The sequence below is a fragment of the Ensifer sp. 4252 genome (assembly GCF_050434565.1).
GTDB lineage: Bacteria > Pseudomonadota > Alphaproteobacteria > Rhizobiales > Rhizobiaceae > Ensifer.
Window position 1 is genome coordinate 1 of sequence record NZ_JBNDIU010000019.1, and the last position, 23,049, is coordinate 23,049.

Annotated in this window: 19 protein-coding genes and 2 pseudogenes; 3 read left to right on the forward strand and 18 right to left on the reverse strand. The window is 59.9% G+C overall.

Going from position 1 to position 23,049, the window contains the following annotated elements; all coding sequences use genetic code 11:
• Positions 1–161: 161 nt before the first annotated feature.
• Positions 162–611 (reverse strand): Rrf2 family transcriptional regulator, encoded by a 450-nt coding sequence (locus ABIE33_RS26705; RefSeq protein WP_429130807.1) that lies wholly within the window; start codon positions 609–611, stop codon positions 162–164.
• 105 nt (positions 612–716) lie between these two features.
• On the opposite strand from ABIE33_RS26705, the gene ABIE33_RS26710 reads away from it, so the two are divergent.
• Both ABIE33_RS26710 and hmpA read left to right on the forward strand, forming a co-directional pair.
• On the forward strand, positions 717–1,205 hold the full coding sequence (locus tag ABIE33_RS26710) for a preprotein translocase subunit TatC (RefSeq protein ID WP_429130808.1): 489 nt from the start codon (positions 717–719) through the stop codon (positions 1,203–1,205).
• Between the two features lie 201 nt (positions 1,206–1,406).
• Complete coding sequence (hmpA, locus tag ABIE33_RS26715; RefSeq protein WP_429130809.1) at positions 1,407–2,621, forward strand: NO-inducible flavohemoprotein; 1,215 nt, start codon at positions 1,407–1,409, stop codon at positions 2,619–2,621.
• Positions 2,622–2,655: 34 nt separating this feature from the next.
• On the opposite strand, the gene ABIE33_RS26720 is transcribed toward hmpA, so the two are convergent.
• Positions 2,656–5,553 carry an MASE1 domain-containing protein gene (locus tag ABIE33_RS26720; RefSeq protein WP_429130810.1) on the reverse strand — a complete coding sequence of 966 codons (2,898 nt, stop codon included), beginning with the start codon at positions 5,551–5,553 and terminating at the stop codon, positions 2,656–2,658.
• Positions 5,554–5,834: 281 nt separating this feature from the next.
• On the opposite strand from ABIE33_RS26720, the gene ABIE33_RS26725 reads away from it, so the two are divergent.
• Positions 5,835–6,131 carry an alpha/beta fold hydrolase gene (locus tag ABIE33_RS26725; protein WP_429130811.1) on the forward strand — a complete coding sequence of 99 codons (297 nt, stop codon included), beginning with the start codon at positions 5,835–5,837 and terminating at the stop codon, positions 6,129–6,131.
• Between the two features lie 365 nt (positions 6,132–6,496).
• On the opposite strand, the gene ABIE33_RS26730 is transcribed toward ABIE33_RS26725, so the two are convergent.
• The 16 genes and pseudogenes from ABIE33_RS26730 to ABIE33_RS26805 form a co-directional block, all read right to left on the reverse strand.
• A complete protein-coding gene (locus ABIE33_RS26730; protein WP_429130812.1) occupies positions 6,497–7,180 on the reverse strand; it encodes a response regulator transcription factor in 684 nt (227 codons plus the stop codon).
• Positions 7,170–7,559: a response regulator gene (locus tag ABIE33_RS26735; protein WP_429130912.1), complete on the reverse strand. Its 390-nt coding sequence runs from the start codon at positions 7,557–7,559 to the stop codon at positions 7,170–7,172. The genes ABIE33_RS26730 and ABIE33_RS26735 overlap by 11 nt, the downstream gene beginning before the upstream one ends.
• Positions 7,560–7,568: 9 nt before the next feature.
• Positions 7,569–8,204, reverse strand: a pseudogene (locus tag ABIE33_RS26740) (response regulator transcription factor); the annotation flags it as partial.
• The gene (locus tag ABIE33_RS26745) at positions 8,201–11,227 is read right to left on the reverse strand and encodes a PAS domain-containing protein (RefSeq protein ID WP_429130813.1); all 3,027 of its coding nucleotides are present in this window, start codon (positions 11,225–11,227) and stop codon (positions 8,201–8,203) included. The pseudogene ABIE33_RS26740 and the gene ABIE33_RS26745, both read right to left, overlap by 4 nt.
• A gap of 454 nt (positions 11,228–11,681) precedes the next feature.
• Positions 11,682–12,593: an alpha/beta hydrolase gene (locus tag ABIE33_RS26750; RefSeq protein ID WP_429130814.1), complete on the reverse strand. Its 912-nt coding sequence runs from the start codon at positions 12,591–12,593 to the stop codon at positions 11,682–11,684.
• A gap of 121 nt (positions 12,594–12,714) precedes the next feature.
• Positions 12,715–13,464, reverse strand: a complete 750-nt coding sequence (locus ABIE33_RS26755; RefSeq protein ID WP_429130815.1) for a 2OG-Fe(II) oxygenase — start codon at positions 13,462–13,464, stop codon at positions 12,715–12,717.
• Positions 13,461–14,030 carry a methylated-DNA--[protein]-cysteine S-methyltransferase gene (locus ABIE33_RS26760; RefSeq protein WP_429130816.1) on the reverse strand — a complete coding sequence of 190 codons (570 nt, stop codon included), beginning with the start codon at positions 14,028–14,030 and terminating at the stop codon, positions 13,461–13,463. Before ABIE33_RS26760 ends, ABIE33_RS26755 begins: the two co-directional genes overlap by 4 nt.
• Positions 14,031–14,160: 130 nt before the next feature.
• Positions 14,161–14,808: a DNA oxidative demethylase AlkB gene (gene alkB, locus ABIE33_RS26765; RefSeq protein WP_429130817.1), complete on the reverse strand. Its 648-nt coding sequence runs from the start codon at positions 14,806–14,808 to the stop codon at positions 14,161–14,163.
• Complete coding sequence (locus ABIE33_RS26770) at positions 14,805–15,455, reverse strand: hypothetical protein (RefSeq protein ID WP_429130818.1); 651 nt, start codon at positions 15,453–15,455, stop codon at positions 14,805–14,807. The genes alkB and ABIE33_RS26770 overlap by 4 nt, the downstream gene beginning before the upstream one ends.
• Before the next feature lie 133 nt (positions 15,456–15,588).
• Positions 15,589–16,683, reverse strand: a complete 1,095-nt coding sequence (gene ada / locus ABIE33_RS26775; protein ID WP_429130913.1) for a bifunctional DNA-binding transcriptional regulator/O6-methylguanine-DNA methyltransferase Ada — start codon at positions 16,681–16,683, stop codon at positions 15,589–15,591.
• A gap of 171 nt (positions 16,684–16,854) precedes the next feature.
• A pseudogene (locus ABIE33_RS26780) lies at positions 16,855–17,299 on the reverse strand (ester cyclase).
• A gap of 139 nt (positions 17,300–17,438) precedes the next feature.
• On the reverse strand, positions 17,439–18,410 hold the full coding sequence (locus ABIE33_RS26785) for an ABC transporter ATP-binding protein (protein WP_429130819.1): 972 nt from the start codon (positions 18,408–18,410) through the stop codon (positions 17,439–17,441).
• On the reverse strand, positions 18,400–19,380 hold the full coding sequence (locus tag ABIE33_RS26790) for an ABC transporter ATP-binding protein (RefSeq protein ID WP_429130820.1): 981 nt from the start codon (positions 19,378–19,380) through the stop codon (positions 18,400–18,402). Before ABIE33_RS26790 ends, ABIE33_RS26785 begins: the two co-directional genes overlap by 11 nt.
• Positions 19,377–20,198, reverse strand: coding sequence for an ABC transporter permease (locus ABIE33_RS26795; RefSeq protein ID WP_429130821.1), 822 nt, complete (start codon positions 20,196–20,198; stop codon positions 19,377–19,379). Before ABIE33_RS26795 ends, ABIE33_RS26790 begins: the two co-directional genes overlap by 4 nt.
• A gap of 4 nt (positions 20,199–20,202) precedes the next feature.
• Entirely contained in the window at positions 20,203–21,138 is a 936-nt protein-coding gene (locus ABIE33_RS26800; RefSeq protein WP_429130822.1) for an ABC transporter permease, read from the reverse strand.
• Positions 21,139–21,342: 204 nt separating this feature from the next.
• A complete protein-coding gene (locus tag ABIE33_RS26805; RefSeq protein WP_429130914.1) occupies positions 21,343–22,941 on the reverse strand; it encodes an ABC transporter substrate-binding protein in 1,599 nt (532 codons plus the stop codon).
• Positions 22,942–23,049: the final 108 nt, after the last annotated feature.

Sequence of the window (23,049 nt, forward strand, 5' to 3'; positions counted from 1 at the left end):
GTCCACTACGGCAGCCGGTATGGAGACTAACTAACACCCCTTGGCGGACCAGATTTGCGTGTCGCCCAAGGACCAGTTCACGATGACGCTTGATACGTATAATCCGTCCGCAGCGCCAGCGCGAAGCGGCACAGGAAGGCGCGTAGAAACGCTAAACGTCCTTACGATAAGGATTCGTCTGGCTGGTCGGCGGCCCTAAAGCCCAGAAGCGCGCCGAGCGCCGAGCGTCTCCCGACCAGATCTGCCAGGGTATATTTGTCGAAAACCGCCACAAAGGCGGCAGTGGCTTCTGAAAGGACGATCGGCAAGGTGCAGGCCGGCGCGATACGACAACCTTGGCAATCGATCAGATCCGTCAAACCCTCGGTGTGCCGAAGCAGAGCTCCAAGATTGATTTCGTTTGCAGGTCGCGCGAGCCGTATGCCGCCATTGCGACCACGTACGGACACCAGGAACTGTGCGCTCGCAAGGTCCTGAACAACTTTCATCATATGGTTTTGTGAGACCGAAAAAGTGTCCGATATTTCGCGGATCGAACTAAGCCCCGATGACCGTGAGCCCAAATAGATCATCAATCGCATTGCGTAGTCGGTGTATTTCGTGAGCTTCATCGGGGTCTGCGTCAAAAAGTCCAATCCAAAAACATGCATTTCATTAGCATCTTTTCTCCCGAAGCAATAGATGCATCTTAAATACATGTTTAAGGGCGAATTGCGATGAGCGCCGGAGCGATAACCGAAGCAGACATCCGAATGGTCGTGGAACGCTTCTACAACGAAGTTCGGGTTGACCAGAATCTAAACGAAGCATTCTCCGCCATAACCGATTGGGACGACCATCTTGAGCGCATGACGGAGTTCTGGGGGTCGATGATGCTGTCGACCGGGCGCTACAAGGGCAACCCAGTGGCAATGCACTTGATCCACCTGGGGCGCATTCAGCCGGAAATGTTCGAGCGTTGGTTGGCGCTTTGGAAGAAGGTTACGTCAGACGCACTCCGGCCCGAAGTTGCAACTGAGATCCAGCAAAGGGCGGCAAGAATTGCCTCGCGTTTGTCGACCGCCTTGTTTGGAGCACAGCGCCCAGATCTCCAGACCTTGCGGCCCCAGATCTCCTTGCAGCCATACAGAAGCACGCCCGTCTTCACCGAGGAGACAATTCCCAGACCGCTGCGGCAATACCATCGGCTTCGACCAGATATCTAGGCCAAGCTCAGCGTGATCGAGGGCAGTCTGCACTATCACCTTCATGCTCAGCCGGTGATCGACGCAGGCGCCGACTCCACGATCATCATCCCACCGGAGGTTGCTCATCACCTCCAGATCGTAGGCCCGGTGAAATGCCAACTGCACTTCTACGATCACAAACCAATCACTGACTAACGCATCGTATCGAAAGGAAAGATCATGCCGAAATCGCTCTCATCCGAGACTATCCAGATCGTTAAGGCGAGTGTTCCGGCGCTTGCGGCACACGGCACGGACATCACGAAGAGCATGTATGCCCGCCTCTTCCGTGACGATCACATCCGGGAGTTGTTCAACCATGCCAACCAGGGCGAAGGTGGCTCACAGGTCAACGCGCTCGCCGCGGCCATTCTGGCTTATGCGCAGAACATCGATAACCTTGGAGTGCTCGGCCCTGTGGTCGAGCGCATTGCTCACAAGCACATTGGTTATCACATCCTGCCGGATCACTACCCGTATGTAGCAAACGCACTTCTCGCCGCCATCGAGGACGTGCTCGGAAGCGCGGCAACACCTCAGCTTTTGAATGCCTGGGCCGAGGCTTACTGGTTCTTGGCGGAGGTTTTTCAGGAGCGCGAGGCCGAAATACGCGACGAGCTTGTGAAAAAATCCGGCGGCTGGAACGGCTGGAGAGATTTCGTCATCGCCTCGAAGGTTCGGGAAAGTGATGTTGTCACATCATTCGTCTTGAGGCCAAAGGATGGTCGTCGCGTCGTGAGGCACAAACCCGGCCAATATCTCACTCTCCGCCTCAAGCTGGAGAATGGCCTCGAGATCAAGCGGAACTATTCGATCTCGAGCGGTCCGAGCGACAGCTCCTACCGCATCTCGGTCAAGCGGGAAGCGCAGGGACAAGGTGGATCGCGCTATCTCCACGATACGGCGACGGTCGGTACTTTACTAAGCGTCACCCCGCCGGCAGGCGACTTCTATCTTCCGGAAATCCCGCAGGCACCGGTCGTCTTGCTGTCGGGCGGCGTTGGGCTGACACCCATGGTCAGCATTCTGGAGACAATCGTTGAAGAGCATCCGAATCTCGAAGCTCACTTCGTTCACGGCGCGTTGAATAGCACTACTCACGCCATGGATCAGCACGTCCGCAAGCTCGCCAACGCTCACGGCAACATCAAGATCAGCAGCTTCTACAGCGACCCCGGTAGCGAAGATGCGGCTGGGTTGTCTCACGACTTCGATGGTTACATCACCCCGGAATGGCTTCGAAAGAATACGCCTATTCACGAGGCCGAATTCTACCTCTGTGGTCCCAAGCCGTTCCTTCGCTCCCTCATCCCGGCTCTTGTCAGGGAAGGCGTTTCAAGCGAGCGGGTCCACTACGAGTTCTTCGGGCCGTCGGACGAACTCCTCGCTGCCTGAGAGGGGCCGAAGGCAACCTCCCAGAATCGATACCTCACGGCGCCCCAGCGTCGAGGTTTGCCACTAGGGAGTTGTTCTCCTTCGAGGCGACATCGGAGCCTGCTGTGGCCATAGCTGCGGCAGGCAGCGTGAAAATGAACCTCGCGCCGCGGGGTTCATTCTGGTCCGCCCATAGCTTCCCCCCATGGGCTTCCACGATGGAGCGACATATGGCCAGGCCCATGCCCATCCCTCTTTCCTTTGTCGTAAAGAACGGGTCGAATATCCTCTCGGGAAACTCAACACCTCCACCCCGATCCGTAACCTCGGTGAAAACCTGATCGTCTTCACGGTGAACCCGGATCTCAAGCACCTTGTCATCCGAACTTGAGATCATTGCGTCCAAGCCATTTTGAACAAGGTTCATCAGAACCTGCTGGATCTGCACACGATCGAATGCCAAAAGTTGCAGGCTGCTCTCAATCTCGACCTGAACACGGATGCGATGCCTCGATGCTTCAGCCGCCACGAGATCGGCCACCTCTTCGATAATGCCCTCCAACGAAGTGGAGTCGCGAACATCCATGGAATGCTGGAAAAGAGCGCGGATCCGCCTCACAACCTCTGTGGCTGAATTTGCGCTCCGGGTAATACGCTCAGCCGACTTCTTCGCTCGTTCCAAGTTTGGTGGATCCGCCTCAAGCCAGCGCACGCAAGCATCAGTCGAGTTGATGATGGCGGAGAGCGGCTGGCTGACTTCGTGTGCGATCGACGCAGAAAGCTCGGCCAGACTGGCCGCCTGGCTTGCACGTGCCAGTCCCTCTTGGGCCATGCGCAGTTTCTCTTCGGCCTTGACCTCACCGTCGATATCCAGACAGATGACATTCCATTGAATGATCGTGCCCGAGGCATCGCGCATTGGAGCGGCCCTAGTCTCTACCCAACGGTATTCGCCGTCGAACCGGCGGAGACGATGCCTTCGCGCGTAAGGTTCGCCCGAAGCAAGGCAACGCGCATATTGCTGCTTAACCCCCTCGAGGTCATCGGGATGAACCCCCGCATCCAGCGTCCCCTCAAGCCGGGATTTTCCAGACTCGTCAAGCTCATGCAATTCATAGCCGAGGAACTCCCTCAGCCCCTGACTGCGGAATATTGGCTCCCCGTCAGGAGCGGCGCAGTCGATCATGGCCGGCAGGGTTTCGACCAACTGCCAAAGAAAGCGCTCCCTCTCCCGCAAGGCTTCTTCGGCCCGCACCTGATCGTCGATATCCAAAAGGACACCGTACCATTGGAGGATGGAGCCGTCCTCATCTCGGAACGGTTCCGAACGGCCTTCCACCCATCGGTAGGTTCCGTCAACCCGTCGCATGCGATACCGCATGACGAACGCCTGCCCGGTGCGGCGACAATCGGCCAAATGATCGCGGACTGCCACGAGATCGTCGGGATGAACCTGTTGTCGACGGGCGACATCACCCCTTGGCTCATCTGGTGAATCAAAATCGTCGAGTTCGAAACCGATGAAATCCCGAAGCCTCCGGTTGATGTAGGTTGGATCTCCCTCGGGGCTCGAACACCAGATCTGCGCGGGAACCGCGTCGACCAGGCGCCGAAGCTGTCGTTCGCTTTCGCGCATTGCGTCCTGCGCCCGCACCTCATCATCGATATCAAGCGAAATGACCAGCCATTGCACGATCGCTCCGTTGTCATCCCGCAATGCCTCGGCACGACCGTCAACCCATCGATAGGCTCCCTCTGAACGTCGCATTCGATATTTCATGGAGTACGGCTCACCGGTCACCAATGAATTTTGGACGGCCTCAAACAGACGAGTTGCGTCTTCGGGATGCACCAGAGAGTGGATGGCCGCGCTTAAACGACTGGTGCCTGGCCGATCCAGTTGATTTACGTCGCTCAAGCCAAAGAAATCGAGCAGTCGCCGGTTGAAGAAGATCGGCTGTCCCTCGGGGCTAAGCCGCCTGATCTGGACGGGTACGAGGTCGACCAACTGGGAAAGTTCGCGCTCGCGCTCTCGCAACGTCTCCACACTTCTACGCAGTGTGAGGAGCGCGAGTTGATGTTGCCGAGATATTGCGGCCACGACCAATGCCGACAATGCAGAAATGCCCAAAAATAGCTGCAGCATGATCTGCTGGTGTCGCTGCGATTCTGCGTCGCCTGCAAACTGGCTCGCACCGGAAATCGTAAAGGCCGCAGTGATGAGCGCGAGAAACGACAGCGCGAGTACGGTACCTTTGAATTCGAAGCGGACCGCGACCCACAGAAGCGGTGGCATGATGATGTACGCATAGGGCAGGTAACCGCTCAGAGAGAGAGCGGTTACAGCGAGAAAGACCAGCGCCAGAGCACAAACCTCGGCCCACCGCGTCGCCAGGAATTCACCCTTTCCATGCCAGTTCTGGAAGACCACAAGCGCCAAGGGAGCGATGATCGCGACCCCTGTCGCGTCGCCGATCCACCATAGCGGCCAAGCTGTGGCGAAGGATTGGATATCGAACCAAGCAAGTGTCGCGCTACCGATCGTTGCGCTTACGATTGGCGCGACACCGGCCCCCAGCACGAGCAGCGCCAGCACCTCATGCAAAGTCTCAAACCGAACTGGTTCGTCACAGGCGCGCTTCAAAAGCCATGCGCCAAGCACTGCTTCGCAAGCATTCCCCAGGTAAATCAAGGTCGCCACGGATAGGGGATTGTGGAACCACACGAGATTTCCAAGCAGTTCGCCTACGAGCGCCACTAATATCCACCAGGGCCAACTGCGTTGCGAAGCAAGGACAAGGGTGGCAAGGAACAATCCGCTGGGGGGCCAGATCGAAATCCCCGTCCCGGGGACAATTGCGAGAACGTGAGCAAACCCGCTACCCGCGACATAGGCCGCGATAAACAGGCCCGCATAGAGTGCTTGCGGGCGATGTGACGCGGCGCTCATCATAGCCTGTTCCAGTCAGATTCGAACTTCATGACCCATTAGACGGCGTTAGCGCCAGATGTGCGAGCGCATTTAGGCATACCCCGGCCGACCCCCTGCTTCGCCGCGGCATCCTTCTCTTTCCCGATCCGGTCCGCTTTAACACCTATAAGAAATATCTATATACACGGAAACCAACGATAAAAAGCCGACTGCGCGCAAGACAGCGCCTTCTTCACCCCGATGCGCAGTGGCAGCAATGGTGGCTTGAAACACGCTCATCGCGCTACCGAAGCCCGCGCTTCGTGATCATCGACCGTTTGCGACGATGGAACCGCCGACATCCAACGGTGTTGCTTGCCGCTGTTTATCGACCATCGCACCTGAATGTCGTCGCGGCCCGACCCGAAACCTTGGTTTTAATGCCTGTGCTGGAACTAAGTGGCGTCGGCGGGCTGGGTTCAATGTATGACGGTCATCTCCGGCACGTTGCTGAAAACGTGCGCTCATTGGTCGTCGAAGGTCCGGGTCACTGGGTGCCAGAGGAACAGCCCGCCGCCGTTGCGGAAGCGCTCCTTGAATTCCTGCCTCCAACCCACTGAGTTGCGCCCAGAATTACACGGCCAGGGCGGTTGCCGCGATGCTGACCACATCCCGCGGCATTCACTCTCTCGAGCGTACGGAGCTTGGCAAGACGACGTGGTGCTCATACCGCCGACAGAAAGGTCATCGCGCGAAACCAAGACGCTGAATTTGCTCTGTGCGGGCAGACGTGCATAGCCTCGACCGCCAATCCTATCCCCGGAGTTAGGCAGGCATAGTCGACGTTTTGAGACGACCTCTGAACGACGGCTCAGTTCCGGCAAAGGCTGGTAGGATGCCAGGGCCCTTGTCGTTGCGAGGTGGTCCAGCATCTCTTCTCATTTGGAACCCGCGACACTGTCGCCCCTGCGCATCATGCCGTCTTCTAGATCGGGTCTGCATCGCGCATCGATCCAGGAAGACTATCCCAGGCCCGGATGAGTTCACTCAAAGAGGCGACCTCCATCTTGCGCATGACGTTGCCCCGATGCAGCTTCACCGTCACTTCACTGATGCCGAGATCAAAGGCGATCTGCTTGTTGAGCCGTCCACGCGCAATTTCTTGCAAAACTTCATGCTCCCGTGGTGTCAGCGTCTCATGTCGCTCCATGTTGCGTTTGACCAATGCCGCCTCTGCTCGTCGAGCCGCATCCAAGTCAATCGCAGTGGTGATTGCGTCTAGCAGCGTCTGGTCTCGTACGGGCTTGATCAGAAAATCGACTGCACCGGCCTTCATCGCCTGCACGGTCATCGGAATGTCCCCATGTCCCGTCAAGAAAATCACCGGTTTCGGGTTTCCGGTTTGGGTCAGGTGGCGCTGCAGATCGAGGCCGCTTGCTCCTGGCATGCGCACGTCCAAGATCAAACATCCGGGGCTGTCCAAAATGTCGGAAGCGAGCAATTCGCGGGTCGAACCGAAAGAGGTCGATCGGAACCCTACTGATGCGATCAGTTCAGACAGCGCCTCCCGGACAGAGGCATCATCATCGACGATGATTACGAGCGGCCGTTCGCCTTCACACCGGCGCTGCGATACTGCCTTTCGCTGGACTGGCTGATCAAGTTTCATAGTTACCCTCCATTTCTCGGTCACGCAGGGCATTGGCAAGGGCCGCAAGCAGAACCTGCGCATCGAAGGGTTTTCGGAAGCAACCGCTGATGTCCTGAGCGTTATGCTGTTCGGCGATCTCGTGACGTCCTGTTATCAGGAACACGGGCAGATCCGGACGCATCTTCTTCACGAAATCTCGCAGTTCGAACCCATCCATGCCGGGCATGCCAATATCCGTGATCAGCGCGTCCAGGCCTGACAACCCGCTGGAAAGAAGCGATCCTGCCGACGAGAAGCTGCGAGCCAGATAGCCTGCGGACTCCAGGAGATCCTCTAGCGATTCTAGCAACCTCAGATCGTCATCAACGATTGCCACCACCCGCCTATGCTTGGTCACTCTAGGCTTCCCTCCCGCCCTGCGAGAGTGGGTGATCGGTATTTCCAGGCGTTCTGCGATACGGACGAGGTCGGCAAGGGAGGCCGCCGCCATTTTTTGCATCACATTGCGCCTGTGTATCTGAAGGGTCACCTCACTGATACCGAGCTCCGCGGCCGCCTGCTTGTTGAGAAGCCCGCTCACAACCAGAGGCAGCACCTCGCGCTCGCGCGGCGTCAGGTCAAGATAGCGACGCTTCAACTTGCCGGACTCGGCGCGTTCGGCTCTCTTTTCCCTATCCTGCGCGATTGCCGCGTGTATGGCGTTCATCAGATCCGTGTCGGTAAACGGCTTTGTCAAGAAGTCTACCGCGCCATCCTTTATCGCGCGCACGGAGGACCGGATATCACCGTGGCCGGTTATGAAGACAATCGGCGGATGCTCTCCTTGCGCGATTTCACTCTGCAGATCGAGCCCATTGATATCAGGCAGTTCGATATCAAGGATCAGGCAGGCAGGCGCATCTGGCTTTTTTGAATTGACATAGGCCCCGGCGGATCCAAACGCCATTGCACGAATGCCGTGGGACGCCAAAAGCTCGCAGAGCGCCTCACGGATTCGATTGTCATCATCGACGATGAAAACAATATGCTCGTCACTGATCATGCCGACGGATCCACTTCAATCGGCAGCGTGAACACGAAGGTAGCGCCCTTCGGCTCGTTGTTCTGCGCCCACAATCGCCCTCCGTGCGACTCGATAATCGAACGACAAATTGCGAGGCCCATGCCCATTCCGTTCACTTTCGTCGTAAAGAAGGCTTCAAAAATTCGTTCTGGATACTCGACACCCGTGCCGTGGTCGCTGATTTCGGTTTGAATCATGTCCGCCACGCGACGTACCTTGACCGCCACAACCCGATCGCTCGCAACAGAGTCCATCGCGTCCATGCCGTTGCGGATGAGGTTCACCAAAACCTGCTGGATATGCACCCGATCCAGGGCGATGTGTGGAAGGCCACGCTCGACATCAACGTCGACGCGGACACGACGTCGTGAGGCTTCCTCGGCGATGAGATTGCTTGCTTCGCCAACCACGCTCGAAAGATCGGTATTCCTCCTCGGCTCGACAGGATGTTTGAAGAGCGCGCGGATGCGACTGACGACGCCCGCAGCCGAGTTGGCGTCGCGAATGATACGCTCGGCAGTGATCTTGGCCCGTTCCAGATTCGGAGGCTCGGCCGATAGCCAGCGGTGGCAGGCGTTGGAATTGGCGACAATCGCTGCCAGCGGCTGGTTGACCTCATGGGCAATCGACGCGGACAGCTCAGCCAGGCTAGCTGCCTGGCTGGCCCGAGAAAGTCTTTCCTGCGCCAGACGCAACTCTTCCTGCGCCCGAACCTCGCCGTCAATGTCCAGGCAAATTACATTCCATTGGATAATCGTGCCCTCCAAGTCCCGCATCGCCGCGGCCCGGGTCTCGACCCATCGGTACTCACCATCGAACCGTCGCAGACGGTGCTTGCGCGCATAAGGCTCGCCGGTTGCCAAGCAATGCGCATATTTCTCCTTAACGCCCGCAACATCATCGGGATGTACTCCGGCATCAAGCGTGCCGTTCAATCGGGACTTTCCGGTGCCATCCAGTTCTTCGAGGTTGTATCCGAGAAACTCCCGAAGCTGCTGGCTGCGATAGACCGGTTCACCATTCGGCGTGGCACAGTCGATCATCGCCGGAAGTGTCTCCACAAGCTGCCAAAGCGAACGTTCCCGTTCGCGTAGCGCTTCTTCGACCCGTAACTGATCGTCGATGTCATGAGACAGGCCGTACCATTGCAAGATCTGACCATTCTCGTCGCGTAAGGGTTCAGCATTGCCTTCGACCCAGCGATAGACGCCGTCCACCCGGCGCAGGCGAAACCTCTTGGAGAAGTTCTCCCCGGTCGCGACAGATCGGCTGAGCGCTTCCTCAAGGCCGGGCGCATCATCAGGATGGACCGCCGCCTTCAGGGTGGCAGCCAGCCGGTCCGTGTCAGGCTGCTCTGTATCCGCAGCATCCAAACCCAGAAAAGCCATCATGCGTTTGTTGAAAAAGGTAGGCGTGCCTTCCCGGTTCAGTCGCCAAAGCAGGCTTGGAACCATGCCGACCAGTTGCGAGAGTTCCCTCTCTCGATCGCGCAGCGCTTCCTGCGCTCGCATTTCGTCGTCGATGTCGATTGAGATCGCATACCAATGTATGATCGCTCCGTCTGGATCGATCAGTGGCTCTGCGCGACCATCGACCCAACGATAAGCGCCGTCCCCGCGGCGCATGCGATACTTCAAGGAGTAGGGTTGGCCTGTGGCCACTGAATGGCGGACCGCTCCCATAAGACGGGTGGTATCATCAGGGTGAATGAGTTTTTCCATTGCCCTGGCCAATCGGCTCTCGCCCAATTTTTCCAGCGGTGCAAGATCGGTCCATCCGAAGAAGTCCAGCAAGCGCTTGTTGAAGAACGTCGGTTCGCCCTCTGGTGTCAGGCGCCTGATCTGAACCGGAACCATGTCGACAAGCTGCGAAAGCTCACGCTCCCGGCCGCGTAACGCCTCCACGGTTTTCTTGTAGACATCAATGTCAAGCGCTATGCCAAACCATCCGACGACGCGGCCCTGGCTGTCGCGCGCGGGCCGCGCGGCGGCTCGGGCCCAGACATAGTTTCCACTGACGCGACGAAAGCGAAACTCGACATTAAAGTCATCGCCGGTGTCCAGACAACGACGCCATGTTGCTGCGACACGGTCATAGTCGTCCGGATGAAGCAACTGCTTCCAGGCAGTATGCCCCTCATCCAAGGAGGCGTTCAGCTGCTCCGGCGTAACTCCCAGCGAGTTTTGGGCAAACGGATGCAAATAGATCCAACGCCCGGTGGCATCGAATGCCCACCCGTTGCCGAATATGCTTTCGATGGCCCTTGCCGACCGTATTGGCTCGATATCGTCTACGGATGATAGGTCGGACACCGCGGCAATGTGCGGCTCCCTGTCCGTTACCAGATCGTCGATGTCGATACTGACACTATATCCAGGCTCTGCGCGGGTCTCCGTCCATCGGTAGTTGCCCTTTGCCTGGAGTTGGCGGTGCCTGGTGACTTGCGGAACACCCGTCCAAAAGGCGCGCGCGGCTGCATGGGCGGCCGTAGTCCGGTCATCTGGGTGAATACGGCTCAACGAATTCGGCAGCTCCGCCGTGGGCTTCGTCTCCAACGCGGCACTTGTGCCATCGGCAAAACGCTCAATGGCAACGGAGCTGTCGCCGTCAATGATGGCGCCGTACCAGCCAAGAACATGATTTTGACCGTCGCGAAAGGGCTGTGCCGAACTCCGGCTCCAACCGTAAGCACCGCTTGCACGCAACATGCGGTGCTCGACATTGAAATGCTGCCCAGTTTCGAGGCACCTGTGCCATTGCGTAGTGACAAGACCGTAATCGTCTGGATGGATCATCCGCCTCCAGCCAAGAATCCCGCCATCCACCGGCGAACTGAACTCCTCGAACGACATCGCTAGGCGCGACAGCATCGCGGGGCTCACGTAGATAATCTCGCCAGCGGCATCTGCCGCCCAAGCGTTGCCGACCACGCTCTCGATGATCCGCACCGCATGCAATGCTTCCGGCCCGATTTTGCCAGGTAAATTGAACGCCTTCGTCATTGCCTTCTCCTGCCGGACGAGGAAAGCCACTGTCAGCGCTCTGCGTAGCACTTATCTTGAGATCTGGACCGGATGAACTAACTGCCTATCCTATTCCCACTGTGCTCCCACTGCACCCTATGGAAATCTATGACAACCGGGTGGTGCAATCTAACCTGTACTTGAGGATAGCTTCACTAGATCGCCGCGAACGGTTGGCCTGCGGCGACGGAACGAGCGGCCGAGACGGCGCGATGGTCCAAGCCCTCACGAGCTTGCCCATCGCTCCGCCGGGCCGATCGACGATCAGTCGGCCGGATGGCCTAGGAAGAAGCGCGTCGACGGGCCGGTCGGTGCCGTGCGCTAATACCTGTCTTTTATAATCAAGTTTTAGCGCACGGCAAGCGTGTTTCTGCGAAAACACATCCTGTTGGACGCATAGGAGTGTCACAGTGCCAAGCCGCGGGGGCGATGCCTAGCCGTTTCGGAAGCTGGCGCCGACGAAGCTCAGCGCTTCGGGCAAACCGCTGCGCCAATAGGCCCAGTCATGTCCGCCCTCCCGTGCCATGAAGCGGTGCTCCACGCCAAGCTTTTGAAGTTTCAAATGGAGCTCGGAATTGCCGGCGAAGAAATCGTCGCTCGAACCGCAATCCATATAGAGCGCTGTCTTGCCGATTTGCTCAACAGGGATCTTCTCGACCAGATCGAGCACGCTATTATCGTGGTAGGCCGCATTCAAGCGGCCCTTGCCGGCAAGCCCCAGCCCCCAGGCCTTGCCATAGCGACGATCGTATCCCGACTGGTCCATCGTGACGACCTGACCGTCTGTTCGAAAGGCCGCGCTCAGCGCCGCAGCGGCGGAGAACATTTCAGGCTGTTTGAACGAGAAAGCGATGGCCGCATATCCGCCCATGGAAAGACCAAGAATCCCGCGCGCTTCCTTCTCGGGCACCGTCCGGTAGGTGTGGTCGATGTAGGACACGAACTCCTGAAAGAACATGTCCTGCCAGCGGTAGCCGCCATCGGCATCATTCATGTAGTAGGTGTTGAACCTGTTCTCCTTGTCCCGGCGCCCTTCCGGGGTGACTGCGATGAAGGCCGGCACTTCGCCGTTTTCGATCATCCGGTCGAACACCCGGTCGGCGCCGCCGAAACGGTACCAGTCGGTATTCCTGCCCCTGCCCCCACCATGCATGAGATAGATAACCGGGTAGGAGCGCTTCCCGGCCTCGTATTCCGGCGGGAGGTAGACGGTATACTCGACATCCTTGCCGAGAATCCTGCTGGGCATCTTTTGCCCTTCGAGCACCGTACCCGTGTCCGCGGCCCAGGAACTGACCTGACAAACAAGTACGAGAAGGCCGGCAAGAATAGTCGTTTTGAACATCGAATTGCTCCTGTCTGCTGGCTTGGCAGATAGGCGGAAGAAGGTCGTTGTCAAACAAAGTCCCTCGCCCGAAAGCGAGGGACGCTCACCGCAAGCCATGAAAGAGACGATCCGAGCTGCGCTATCTTGCGTCGTGAAAGATGATGCCGACTGTATGGCGCAAGCCTGATCGAACACGGCTCACCCCGTGGCGAAGGTTGACGCGATAATTGCCCTTCGTGCCTTGAACCGGCCGGTTGTGAACGGCAAACGCCACAGCGTCGCCCTGGCGAAGGGGAACGACTTCGACCCGGCTTTGCATGCGCGGGCGCTGCTCCGTCAGCACAAATTCTCCGCCCGTAAAATCCTGGCCCGGTTCGGAAAGCAGGATCGCGACCTGGATCGGGAAGGCAAGGTCGCCGTAGAGATCCTGGTGCAGGCAGTTGAAGTCGCCGGACACATATTGCAGCAGCAACGGCGTCGGCCGCGTCTGACCCGCATCGTGGCACTGCCTGAGGAACTCCGGGTGCTCCGCCGGGTATCTCCTCTCGATTCCCATGCGGTCATTCCATGCGTTGGCAATGTCAGCGAGACGCGGATAGAGCGCAGTACGAAGACCGCCAAGCAGATCCGGCAACGGATACCTGAAGTAGCGATATTCGCCCTTGCCGAAACCGTGCTTGCTCATGTGGATATGGCTGCGGAAATGCCGCTCGTCCTTGTAGAGCGCCGAAATCTGCTGGCACTCCTCCACCGACAGAAGCTTCTCCATGACGGCGCAACCATAGCCGTTCAACGCGTCGGAAATCACCTGCCAATCGTAGCTCGCGACTCGCGTCTCTACGGTAGGTTCGGTCCGATCTGGAAGGGCGGTTGAAGCGCGCGGATTCATAACATCGCCTCCTTGGCGATCAGCACACGCTTGCGCTCGATGCCCCAGCGGTAGCCGGCGAGCGTACCGTTGCTGCGCACGACGCGGTGACATGGAATGGCCAAGGCGATGACATTGGCGGCGCAGGCGTTGGCAACGGCGCGCGTGGATGTCGGCGCGCCAACGCGAACCGCCAGCTCGGCGTAAGTGATCGTCGTCCCAGCCGGGATCGCGCGAAGCGCCTGCCATACACGGCGCTGGAGTGTCGTTCCACGCAGCGCAAGCGGGAGATCCAGGCCCTCGCCAGGATTGTCGATGAAGCCAAGGACCTTCGCCAGCTCGATGCGAAGCCCGGCTTCGTTCCGGTTCAATGCACGGCCAGGAAAGCGGTCTGCAAGATCACTCTCCAGTTGCTCCGCGTTGGCGCCGATCAGGATCGCGCAAACACCACCGACGCTGCGCGCGATCAGAACACAGCCCAACTCGGCTTGTGCAACGCCATACTCCACGGTTGTGCGGCCAGCGACGTCAACGGCTGGCGTATGCCGGGGTCGCGGGGTGCGGGTCCGGTTGTCGATGAGGTTCATGAGATCAACTCCTTGTTCTGTCTGCTCCACCGACACTAGAGATGCGTCGCCTTGGCCGAACTCCGCTCCTTGCTTTCAAATCGAAAAGACTTGTCTTCTGCAGCGCCGCCCGCATGGCATCGACGGTTCCTTAGCGTGCACGCCGGAAAGTCAGGTTGATGCGCATGCGGCCAAGGGTCTCGTGTTCGCCCTCCTTCAAATCGGTCACCCCGTGATAAAAAAGGCGCGACCGCCCACCCCAGACCACGACATCGCCGTGACGCAGCGCGTATTTGCGGATCGGGTCCGTGCGGCTTGGCCCACCAAACTGGAATGTCGCGGGAAGGCCGAGCGAAACCGAAACGATGGGGTGCGAGAAATCGCGCTCATCCTTGTCCTGATGAAGCGAAAGCCGTGCGCCCGGTTCGTACCGGTTGATCAGGCAGGCATCTGGTCTGAAATCCGGATAGCCTGCTTCGCTCGCCGCGGCGATGGCAAGGCCGAGGAAGGACGATGGCAGCGCCGGCCACGGTTTGCCGGTCTCAGGATCCAGCCGATCGTAGCGGTACCCGCTCCGGTCCGTGACCCATCCGGCAGCGCCGCAATTGGTCATCGCAACGGACATCGTGTAGCCGCCCGGTGTCACCATGTGCCGGAACGGTGCCTCAGCGATGACCGATCGCAGTGCCGGCAGGATTTGCCCCTCGAGCGACAGCGCGAAGCCGCGAAGCAGTGTCGCCCCTTCGGCGATGCTCTCGCGTGATGGTTCGACGGCAAGCTTGGCAAAGAGGTCGGTCATGGCATCGATCCGGAGAGAAAATTGGCAATGTCGGGATGAAGGACCGGCCGGTAGCCCGCCCGAAGGGCATTGACGGTCGAAGGCGGCGTCAGCACCCCCTCGGCGATGACGTCTGTTTCCGGTGCGCGGTAGCCCGCCTCGGTCCAGGGGAAACAGCGCCCGGATACGATCGTGAACGCGGAGCCGGATGCCACCACCATCGTTCCGTCCGGCAGCTCGTCAAGCGCCGACGGCAGCGGATGGATGCGCTTCTGTCCGCGGAGAACTCGTTCGCCATGGAGCACCGCATCGAGTTCGCCCGCCGAAGGCAATGGCTTCGAGCCGACCGTCCAGGCGGCCCTGAAGGAACGTGCGTCCTCCCGTCTGCAGAATAAGCACGGGCGGTGCCCCGCGGCCAGCGCCACGGCCTCGTCGAGAAAGAAAAGCTCGGTCCAGCTTCGGCCCGCTATGACGGTTCGACGGCGATCCGCGTATTCGCAGGTGCAGATCAGCCACGCCTTCGACGTCCAGCGCCGCCGCAACAGGGTTTTCGTCTCGGGGTCGTGGATGATGCCGCGGTTGCCGGTGAACAGGCCGCGCTGCGCGATAGCGACAATGTCGCCGAATGGGGTCACACGATTCTGGAGGGGCCGGCGGACACTGTTCATACAGGTAGATCTCCCCGGATCGCGATGCATCCGCAAATGATACCATCGAACGATCGAGCGATACGATGCCCCACGCAGCGCTTCGTCGCCGTGACGATAACCGTTCGAGCGCGAGACCAGGCGACGACAGCCATCAAGCGGCGCCCCGAGCGGCCTCACGGTCGAGCAAGGCGCGCTTGCGTTCGATGCCCCAGGCATAACCCGACAGCGATCCATCGTTCCGCACCACCCGATGGCAGGGGATGACAACGGCAAGGTTGTTCGCCGCGCATGCGCTGGCGACGGCACGAACCGCCTTCGGCTGCCCGATGCGACGGGCAACTTCCGCGCAGGACATCGTCCTGCTGACCGGAATTTCCTGCAGGGCCCGCCAGACCCGCTGCTGGAATGCCGTCCCGCGAACATCGAGCGGCAGGTCGAGGCCGATGCCAGGGGCTTCGACGAAGCCGACCACCTGTGCGACAAGCGCCTCGTAATCGGCATCGGCGCCAATCAGCTGCGCCTTCGGAAAACGGTCCTGAAGATCACGCACAAGCGCCTCCGGATCGTCTCCGAGCAGGATGGAAGCGACACCTTTCCGGCTTGATGCAACGAGGATCGCGCCGAGCGACGTCTGGCCGACGGCAAATCGGATCTCCTCATCCGTGCCGCCTGCGCGGTAGCGTGTCGGTGTCATGCCGAGAATATCGGTCGAGTGCTCGTAGAAACGACCGCTCGAACTGAAGCCTGCCTCATAGATCGCCTCCGTTACGCTGTTGCCCGCTTCCAGACCACGGCGAACCTTGGCAGCTCGATGGGCGGCCGCATAGTCCTTCGGCGTCAAGCCGGTCGCTGTCTTGAACAGGCGATGGAAATAGCTCTGGCTCTTGACGACTGCAGCGGCCAGATCGCTCAACAACGGCTCTTCCTCGCTGTGTTCGATCAGCCGGCAGGCCTTAGCGATGATCGCCCCGTTTGCCTCGTCGCTCGACAGACCATCCGGGTTGCACCTCCGGCACGGGCGAAAACCGGTTGCCTTCGCGCCTTCAAGCGTGTCGTGCAATTGGACATTCCTGGGATTGGCCATGCGCGAAGGGCATGAGGGGCGGCAATAGACGCCGGTGGTCGTCACCGAGTACCAGAAGTGCCCATCGGCAGCCTTGTCGCGGTCGGCGATGGCGGCCCAGCGCGGATCCTCCGCCACCGATACTCTTGCCGCCCCATATGGGCCCAGGAATGTCGTCACCATATTCATCGTCAGACACGCCTCTCATACCAACGGCCCCGCTATGAGGATTCGGGTCGTTGCGTTCCAGCTCGATATCGACAGCTGCTCCAACATGTGGCAGCACCAACAAGCTTGGCCGAGAAGGCAGTGCCACGCCACCCGTTTCCTGCGCGTGACGTGGCACTCGATGGCTCAGGCGGCTTTCATCAATCCGAGTTGCGTGAGGGCCGCAACCCCGTCGTCGAGACCGATCTCCTCGACGATCTTGCCATTGATGACCTTCAGAACGGTCGTCCCCGTGAAGTGCATCTTGCGGCCGGTCGCTGCCGGCAGACCGCCGGTCAGGAAGTCGTCGAAAGCAGCGCCGGTATGGCTGCCGCCGCCTTCCCATTGGCCGACGACATAGTCGCCCTCGGCAATAAGGTTGGCCGTGCCCCAGAAGTTCAGATCCGGGAACGCGGCGCGGAAATCGGTCATGAAGGCTTTGATATCGTCATGGCCGCGGCGCATGCAGGGAATATTTCAGCAACATGTCCGCAGACGCGATCTCGTCGACGATGGAAAGATCGACGCTGCGGCCCCAGAAATTTGTGAACCATCTGATGACCACCGCCTTGTTGTCTTCTTCCTTGCTCATTGGTTTTCTCCTCGCATGGACACAGGCTCGACCGCCGATAACGCCGGTTGCCTGTGCATAGAGGTAGCCTGAGCGACGGGGCGCAGAACTCCGTTTCTTGCCCTCCAATCGAAACCAGTTCGCAACTCCGAATGCCGGCTCAGCCGCGCCCGATCAGACGAACACTGTGGTCGTCCCTTAGCGCAATCAATTGCGAGGACGGCGGCAGGCTGTAGACGTCGTGCTTTCCGAGTTCCCTGGGATAGTAGTCGTAGCCGGGCGGCGGTTCTGGAGTCTCGCGCGTATCGACCGCGCTCTGGCCCGTCAGTTCGGTGACGGGGTCGAGGATGGCGCCGATCAGCCGGCGGGTATAGGGATGCTGCGGTTCGATGAAAACCCTGTCCCAGCTGCCGGTCTCGACGATCTGGCCGAAATACATCACCGCCACGCGGTCGCTCATATGTTCGACGACGCTCAGGTCGTGGCTGATCATGATATAGGACAGATCCAGCCGGTCCTTGAGTTCCAGCAGCAGGTTGATGATCTGGGCGCGGATGGAGACGTCGAGCGCCGACACCGGTTCGTCCAGCACCACGACCTTGGGGTTGAGGATCAAGGCGCGGGCAATGCCGATGCGCTGGCGCTGGCCGCCGGAAAATTCATGCGGGAAACGCCCCGCCTGCTCCGGTTTCAATCCGACCAATTGCATCATGTCTTCGATGCGCCGCGCGATCTCCTTGCGGTCGGAAACCCCATGCAGTCTGAGCGGTCCGGCCAGCGACGTGTAGATCGTCTGGCGCGGATTGAGCGACGCATAAGGGTCCTGAAACACCATCTGGGCCATGCCGGCGCGTTCGAGCCGGGAGGGGCGTGCCTTGCCGGTGATCGATCGTCCTTCGAAGAAGATCTCGCCCGCCGTCGGCTCCTGCAGGCCGAGGATCGACAGTGCGAGCGTCGACTTGCCGCAGCCGGACTCGCCGACGATCGACAGGCATTCGCCTTTGTTCAGCGTCAGGCTCAGGTCGTTGACCGCGCGCAGGGTACGCTTCGAGCGGCCGAAGATGCCGTTTCGCACCGGGAAGTGCACGCTCAGATTATCGACCCGGACCAATGGTTCGTTCTTATCGCTCATGGTTGAAACACTTCACGAAGCCATCATGACTGAGGCCGGTTGGCGGTGGAATTTCGGCAGCGCAGATGGACGTCGCCCTGTGGCAGCGCGGCTGAAAGCGACAGCCCGGTGGAAAGCTGGCGATGGAAGGAACCGTGCCTTCGATTTCCTGCAGGCGCTTCCGCCCTTCCAGCCGGCGCGAACCCAGATGCGGCAGCGATCTGAGCAGGCCGTCGGTATAGGGGTGGGCCGGGTGGAGGAACAGGTCGGCGACCGGTCTCTCCTCGACCAGGCGCCCGGCATACATGATGCCGACCCTGTTGCACATGTTGGCAATCACGCCCAGGTCATGGCTGATCATCAACACCGATGTGCCACGGGCAGCGCAGAGTTCCTTGACGAGCTTGAGGATCTCGGCCTGCACCGTGACATCGAGCGCCGTCGTCGGCTCGTCGGCGATCAAGAGGTCCGGGTTGCAGGCGAGCGCAATGGCGATCATCACTCGCTGCCGCATGCCGCCGGACATCTGGTGCGGATAGGCCTTCACCCGTTCTTCCGGCGCCGGCACCTGGACGTTGCCGAGCGCCTCGATCGCCAGCTTCTCGGCCTCCTTCCAGGTGGCGCCCTTGTGCAGGACAAACATCTCGGCGATCTGACGGCCGACCGGAGACAAGGGGTTCAGCGCCGTCATCGGCTCCTGAAAGATCATGGCGATGCGCTCGCCCCGAAGCCGCCTCAGCTCGCGTTTGGAAAGCTCCCTGAGATCGCGGCCGTTGAAATTCAACGAGCCTCCGGTAACGGCGAGCGGTTTACGCAACAGGCCGATGATCGACAGCGCGGTGATGCTCTTGCCGCAGCCCGATTCACCCACGAGACCATAGGCTTCGCCGCGGCCGATCGAGAACGACACGTTGTCGACGACGTTGTGGCTCACCCTGCCCGATACGATATCGAGGCGCAGATCCCTGACCTCAAGCAAATTCTCCGTCATAGCTGCCGCGCCCTCATATGCGGATCGAGCCAGTCACGCAGGCCGTCGCCGAAAAGATTAAGCCCGAGAACGGTGACGAAGATCGCCAGCCCCGGAAAGATCGCCGCCCAAGGGGCAATGACGATGAGCTCGCGCGCATCCGTGAGCATGTTTCCCCAGCTCGGGAACGGCGGCTTTATGCCGAGGCCGAGATAGGAGAGCGCCGCTTCCGCAAGGATCGCATCGCCCATGCCAAGCGTTCCAATCACCAGGATCGGGCCGATCATGTTGGGCAGGATCTGCGTGATCATGATGCGGATGTCGCCATAGCCGAGCGTCTTTGCCGCCTGGACATAGCCTTGTTTCTTCAGCGACAGCGCCGAGCTTCGCGCGATGCGACAGGTCCACGACCAGTTGGTAAGCCCCAGCGCGATCAGGAGGCTGGCAAGGCCGGGCCCAAGGATCGCCATGATCGCAAGCGCGAAGATCAGGCTCGGGATCGCCAGCATCAGGTTGGTGAGCCCGGTGACGAAATCGTCCCACCAGCCGCCGAAATAACCGGCCGAAATACCGAGAGCCAGACCGATCAGCGTATTGATGATTTGCGAGCCGATACCGACGGCGAGCGAGATGCGGGCGCCGTAGAGAATGCGGCTGAGAACGTCGCGCCCTTGCGCGTCGGTGCCGAACCAGAACTGTGCGTCCGGCGGTAGTTCCGCGTTCATCAGGTCGGCGTCGAGCACGGGATCGGTCGGTGCCAGCCAGGGCGCAAACAGCGCTGCGGCGATGATGACGATGCAGAGGACGCCACCGAGGAGGAGATTGAGCCGTATTCTCATGGACCTATCCGTGGCTGATGCGCGGATCGATGACCGCGTAAAGAATATCGACGATGGTGTTGATGAGCAGGAACCACAGGACGATGACGAGGATCGCGCCCTGAACCACCGGGATGTCGCGCAGGCTGACGCTGTCGACCAGCAAAGACCCGAGGCCCGGCCAGGAGAACAGCTTCTCGACCACCACCGCCTGGCCCATCATCGAGCCGAACTGCAGGCCGATGGTGGTGATGATCAACACCAGCACGTTGCGAACGACATGCCATGTGACGAGGCGAAAGCCGTTCATGCCCTTGGCACGGGCGGTCCGGATGAAATCGGCGTTCATCACGTCGAGCACGGCGGCGCGTGTCGTGCGCGCCAGGAGCGCCATCGGCGCGACGCCGAGGGTCAACGCCGGCAGGATCAGGTTGATCGGTCCGCCGTCGCCATAGCCGAAGCTCGGCAACCAGCCGAGCGTCAGGGCGAATAGATACATGCCGAGCAGCCCAAGCCAGAACTGCGGCAGGGAAAGGCCCGAGATCGCGCCGATCATCGTCAGCGTGTCGATGATGCTGCCGGGCTTCAAGGCGGCGATAAAACCGAGCGGCACGCCGACGAACATGGCGATCGCCATCGCCGCGAATGCGAGCTTCAAGGTCGGCCACATGCGCTCGCCGATCAGATGGGCCACCGGCTGGCGGCTGCGGAACGACGTTCCGAGATCGAACCTTGCGAGATCGGACAGATACGAGCCGAACCGGACATAGAGCGGCTGGTCGAGGCCGAACTCGCGCGTCATCTTCTCGACGATCTTCGGATCGCCGCCGCCCTTGCCATTGGCCGTCAGGCTGGTGGCGATGCTGCCCGGCACCACGCTGAAGATTACGAAGATCAACAGCGATATCGCGATGACTGTCGGGATCACCTGCAACATGCGGCGCACGACGAACTGAAGCATTCATTTTCCCCCTCGCTGCGCCCATCCGGAGATGCGCGGGCGATAGCTCTGCGGCACATGCTGTCGGCCGATAGGTCGGCTCCGGCCAGATCGTTCCGGTGAGCCGTCAATTTGTAAGTTATTGCTTACGGTTGCAACCGCGACGCACGCCAGATGCCTGCGGAAGGGCCCCGACACCGCACAGGTGATATCGGGGCGCCTCCATCAACGTCCGGCCGGAACGGTTTCGTCCACCCAGAGCTTTTCATAGGACTGGATCGCCAGCTCGGCCGAGTTTGGCTGCAGGCCGTGCAGCCAGGGCTGGTAGGCCATCACAGCCTTGTTGTAGTTGAAGAACCAGACCGGCGCTTCTTCCTGAACAAGGTTGTTTGCCTGGCGCAGCAGGTCGTTCTTTTCTTCTGGCGTCTTGGCGACCTTGGCAGCTTCGAACAGCTTGTCGAAGTCGGCGTTTGCGAACTTCTGGTAATTGCACGCCGCCTGAGACGTTTTCGAGTAGAAGCACTGCATCGCCGTCAAGGCATCCGGACCGCTTTCCGAAGACCACATGAAGGACTGGAAATCGCCTGATGGCACGACTTCGGAGAGAACCGAAGCCTCGACCGGCTTTGCCTTCACGCGGATGCCGACCTTTTCCAGCATCGGGATGATCGCCTCGACGATCGTCAGGCCCCAGCTTTCGTTCTGCGTCGCCGTCAGCTCGACATCGAAGCCATCGGCATAACCGGCCTCGGCGAGCAGCGCCTTCGCCTTCTCCGGATCATAGGCGTAGGGCTGGGCGTCTTGGTCATAGGCCGGCGACGATGTCGGCAGCCAGCCACTCGCCCGGTAGGCCTTGTCCTTGGCCAGCCGCTTGATGATCAGGTCGGCATTGATGGCATAGTTGAAAGCCTGGCGAACGCGCTTGTCCTTGAACGGCTCGAAATCGAGATTGAAGCCGACATAGCGCGTATAGACTTCGGCCACTTCGAGCAGGCCCATGGACAGCTCAGGATCGGCCTGATAGGCGACATATTGCGACGGTCCGAGGACGGAGACGTCGATCTCCTTGTTGCGGAAGGCAACGTCGCGCGCCGAGGCATCGCCCATGATCAGGATGTTGATCTTGTCGGCGTAGGGCTTGTCCTTTTCGTAGTACTTCTCCCACTTCTCGACCGTCAGCCGCGAGCCGGGCACGTATTCGGCAAACTTGTAGGGCCCGAGGCCGATCGGGTGGCTCTGGAAGCCTTCCTTGTCGGCTTCGCCTGCCGGATAGATCGCCGTGTTGTTGCGCATGAACAGGAAGGCCGGATCGACCGGGTCCGTCAGCGTCACTTCGAGGGTGAAGTCGTCGACCTTCTTCAGGCCGGAAATCGCCTCGGCCTTGCCGGCCATATAGTCGGCGCCGCCCTTGATGTTGGCGATGTAGCGTGAGGGCGGATAGGCCTTGGCCGGATCGGCCATGCGGGTGAAGCTTGAGATGATGTCATCGGCCGTCATCTGCTTGCCGTTGTGGAAATAGGCGTCCTGCCGCAGCTTGTAGGTATAGACCAACTTGTCGGCGGAGATGTCGACGTCGGTCGCAAGCGCCAGCACCGGCACGTTCTTGTCCGCGTCCCAGTCATAAAGGGTGCGGTGGATCGCCTTGGCGTAGAACTCGTCCTGCGTCTGTGGCGACGCCTGGATGTCGAGCGTCGAGAAGCTATCGCCATAGGGCGCCACGAAATTGACCGTTCCGCCGGCCCGCGGCGCATCGGCCGCCTGGACTGAAGCCACCCCCGCCAGCAACGCCGCCGTCAACGTCGAAAGCAATGCTAATTTCTTCATCATTCCCGTATTCCTCCCCACTTGTTGTTTTGCTCATGGATGAAAAAGATCGCGATCCCGCCTGACCTCCCGGATCGGCTAAGATGCAAGGAGCCGCGGCAAGCGGCT

Excerpts from the sequence above, each read along its gene's own strand:
- ABIE33_RS26705 (WP_429130807.1), bottom strand. The coding sequence starts at position 611 with ATGAAGCTCACGAAATACACCGACTACGCAATGCGATTGATGATCTAT.
- ABIE33_RS26710 (WP_429130808.1), top strand. The coding sequence starts at position 717 with ATGAGCGCCGGAGCGATAACCGAAGCAGACATCCGAATGGTCGTGGAA.
- hmpA (WP_429130809.1), top strand. The coding sequence starts at position 1,407 with ATGCCGAAATCGCTCTCATCCGAGACTATCCAGATCGTTAAGGCGAGT.
- ABIE33_RS26720 (WP_429130810.1), bottom strand. The coding sequence starts at position 5,553 with ATGATGAGCGCCGCGTCACATCGCCCGCAAGCACTCTATGCGGGCCTG.
- ABIE33_RS26730 (WP_429130812.1), bottom strand. The coding sequence starts at position 7,180 with ATGAAACTTGATCAGCCAGTCCAGCGAAAGGCAGTATCGCAGCGCCGG.
- ABIE33_RS26745 (WP_429130813.1), bottom strand. The coding sequence starts at position 11,227 with ATGACGAAGGCGTTCAATTTACCTGGCAAAATCGGGCCGGAAGCATTG.
- ABIE33_RS26750 (WP_429130814.1), bottom strand. The coding sequence starts at position 12,593 with ATGTTCAAAACGACTATTCTTGCCGGCCTTCTCGTACTTGTTTGTCAG.
- ABIE33_RS26755 (WP_429130815.1), bottom strand. The coding sequence starts at position 13,464 with ATGAATCCGCGCGCTTCAACCGCCCTTCCAGATCGGACCGAACCTACC.
- ABIE33_RS26760 (WP_429130816.1), bottom strand. The coding sequence starts at position 14,030 with ATGAACCTCATCGACAACCGGACCCGCACCCCGCGACCCCGGCATACG.
- alkB (WP_429130817.1), bottom strand. The coding sequence starts at position 14,808 with ATGACCGACCTCTTTGCCAAGCTTGCCGTCGAACCATCACGCGAGAGC.
- ABIE33_RS26770 (WP_429130818.1), bottom strand. The coding sequence starts at position 15,455 with ATGAACAGTGTCCGCCGGCCCCTCCAGAATCGTGTGACCCCATTCGGC.
- ada (WP_429130913.1), bottom strand. The coding sequence starts at position 16,683 with ATGGTGACGACATTCCTGGGCCCATATGGGGCGGCAAGAGTATCGGTG.
- ABIE33_RS26785 (WP_429130819.1), bottom strand. The coding sequence starts at position 18,410 with ATGAGCGATAAGAACGAACCATTGGTCCGGGTCGATAATCTGAGCGTG.
- ABIE33_RS26790 (WP_429130820.1), bottom strand. The coding sequence starts at position 19,380 with ATGACGGAGAATTTGCTTGAGGTCAGGGATCTGCGCCTCGATATCGTA.
- ABIE33_RS26795 (WP_429130821.1), bottom strand. The coding sequence starts at position 20,198 with ATGAGAATACGGCTCAATCTCCTCCTCGGTGGCGTCCTCTGCATCGTC.
- ABIE33_RS26800 (WP_429130822.1), bottom strand. The coding sequence starts at position 21,138 with ATGCTTCAGTTCGTCGTGCGCCGCATGTTGCAGGTGATCCCGACAGTC.
- ABIE33_RS26805 (WP_429130914.1), bottom strand. The coding sequence starts at position 22,941 with ATGAAGAAATTAGCATTGCTTTCGACGTTGACGGCGGCGTTGCTGGCG.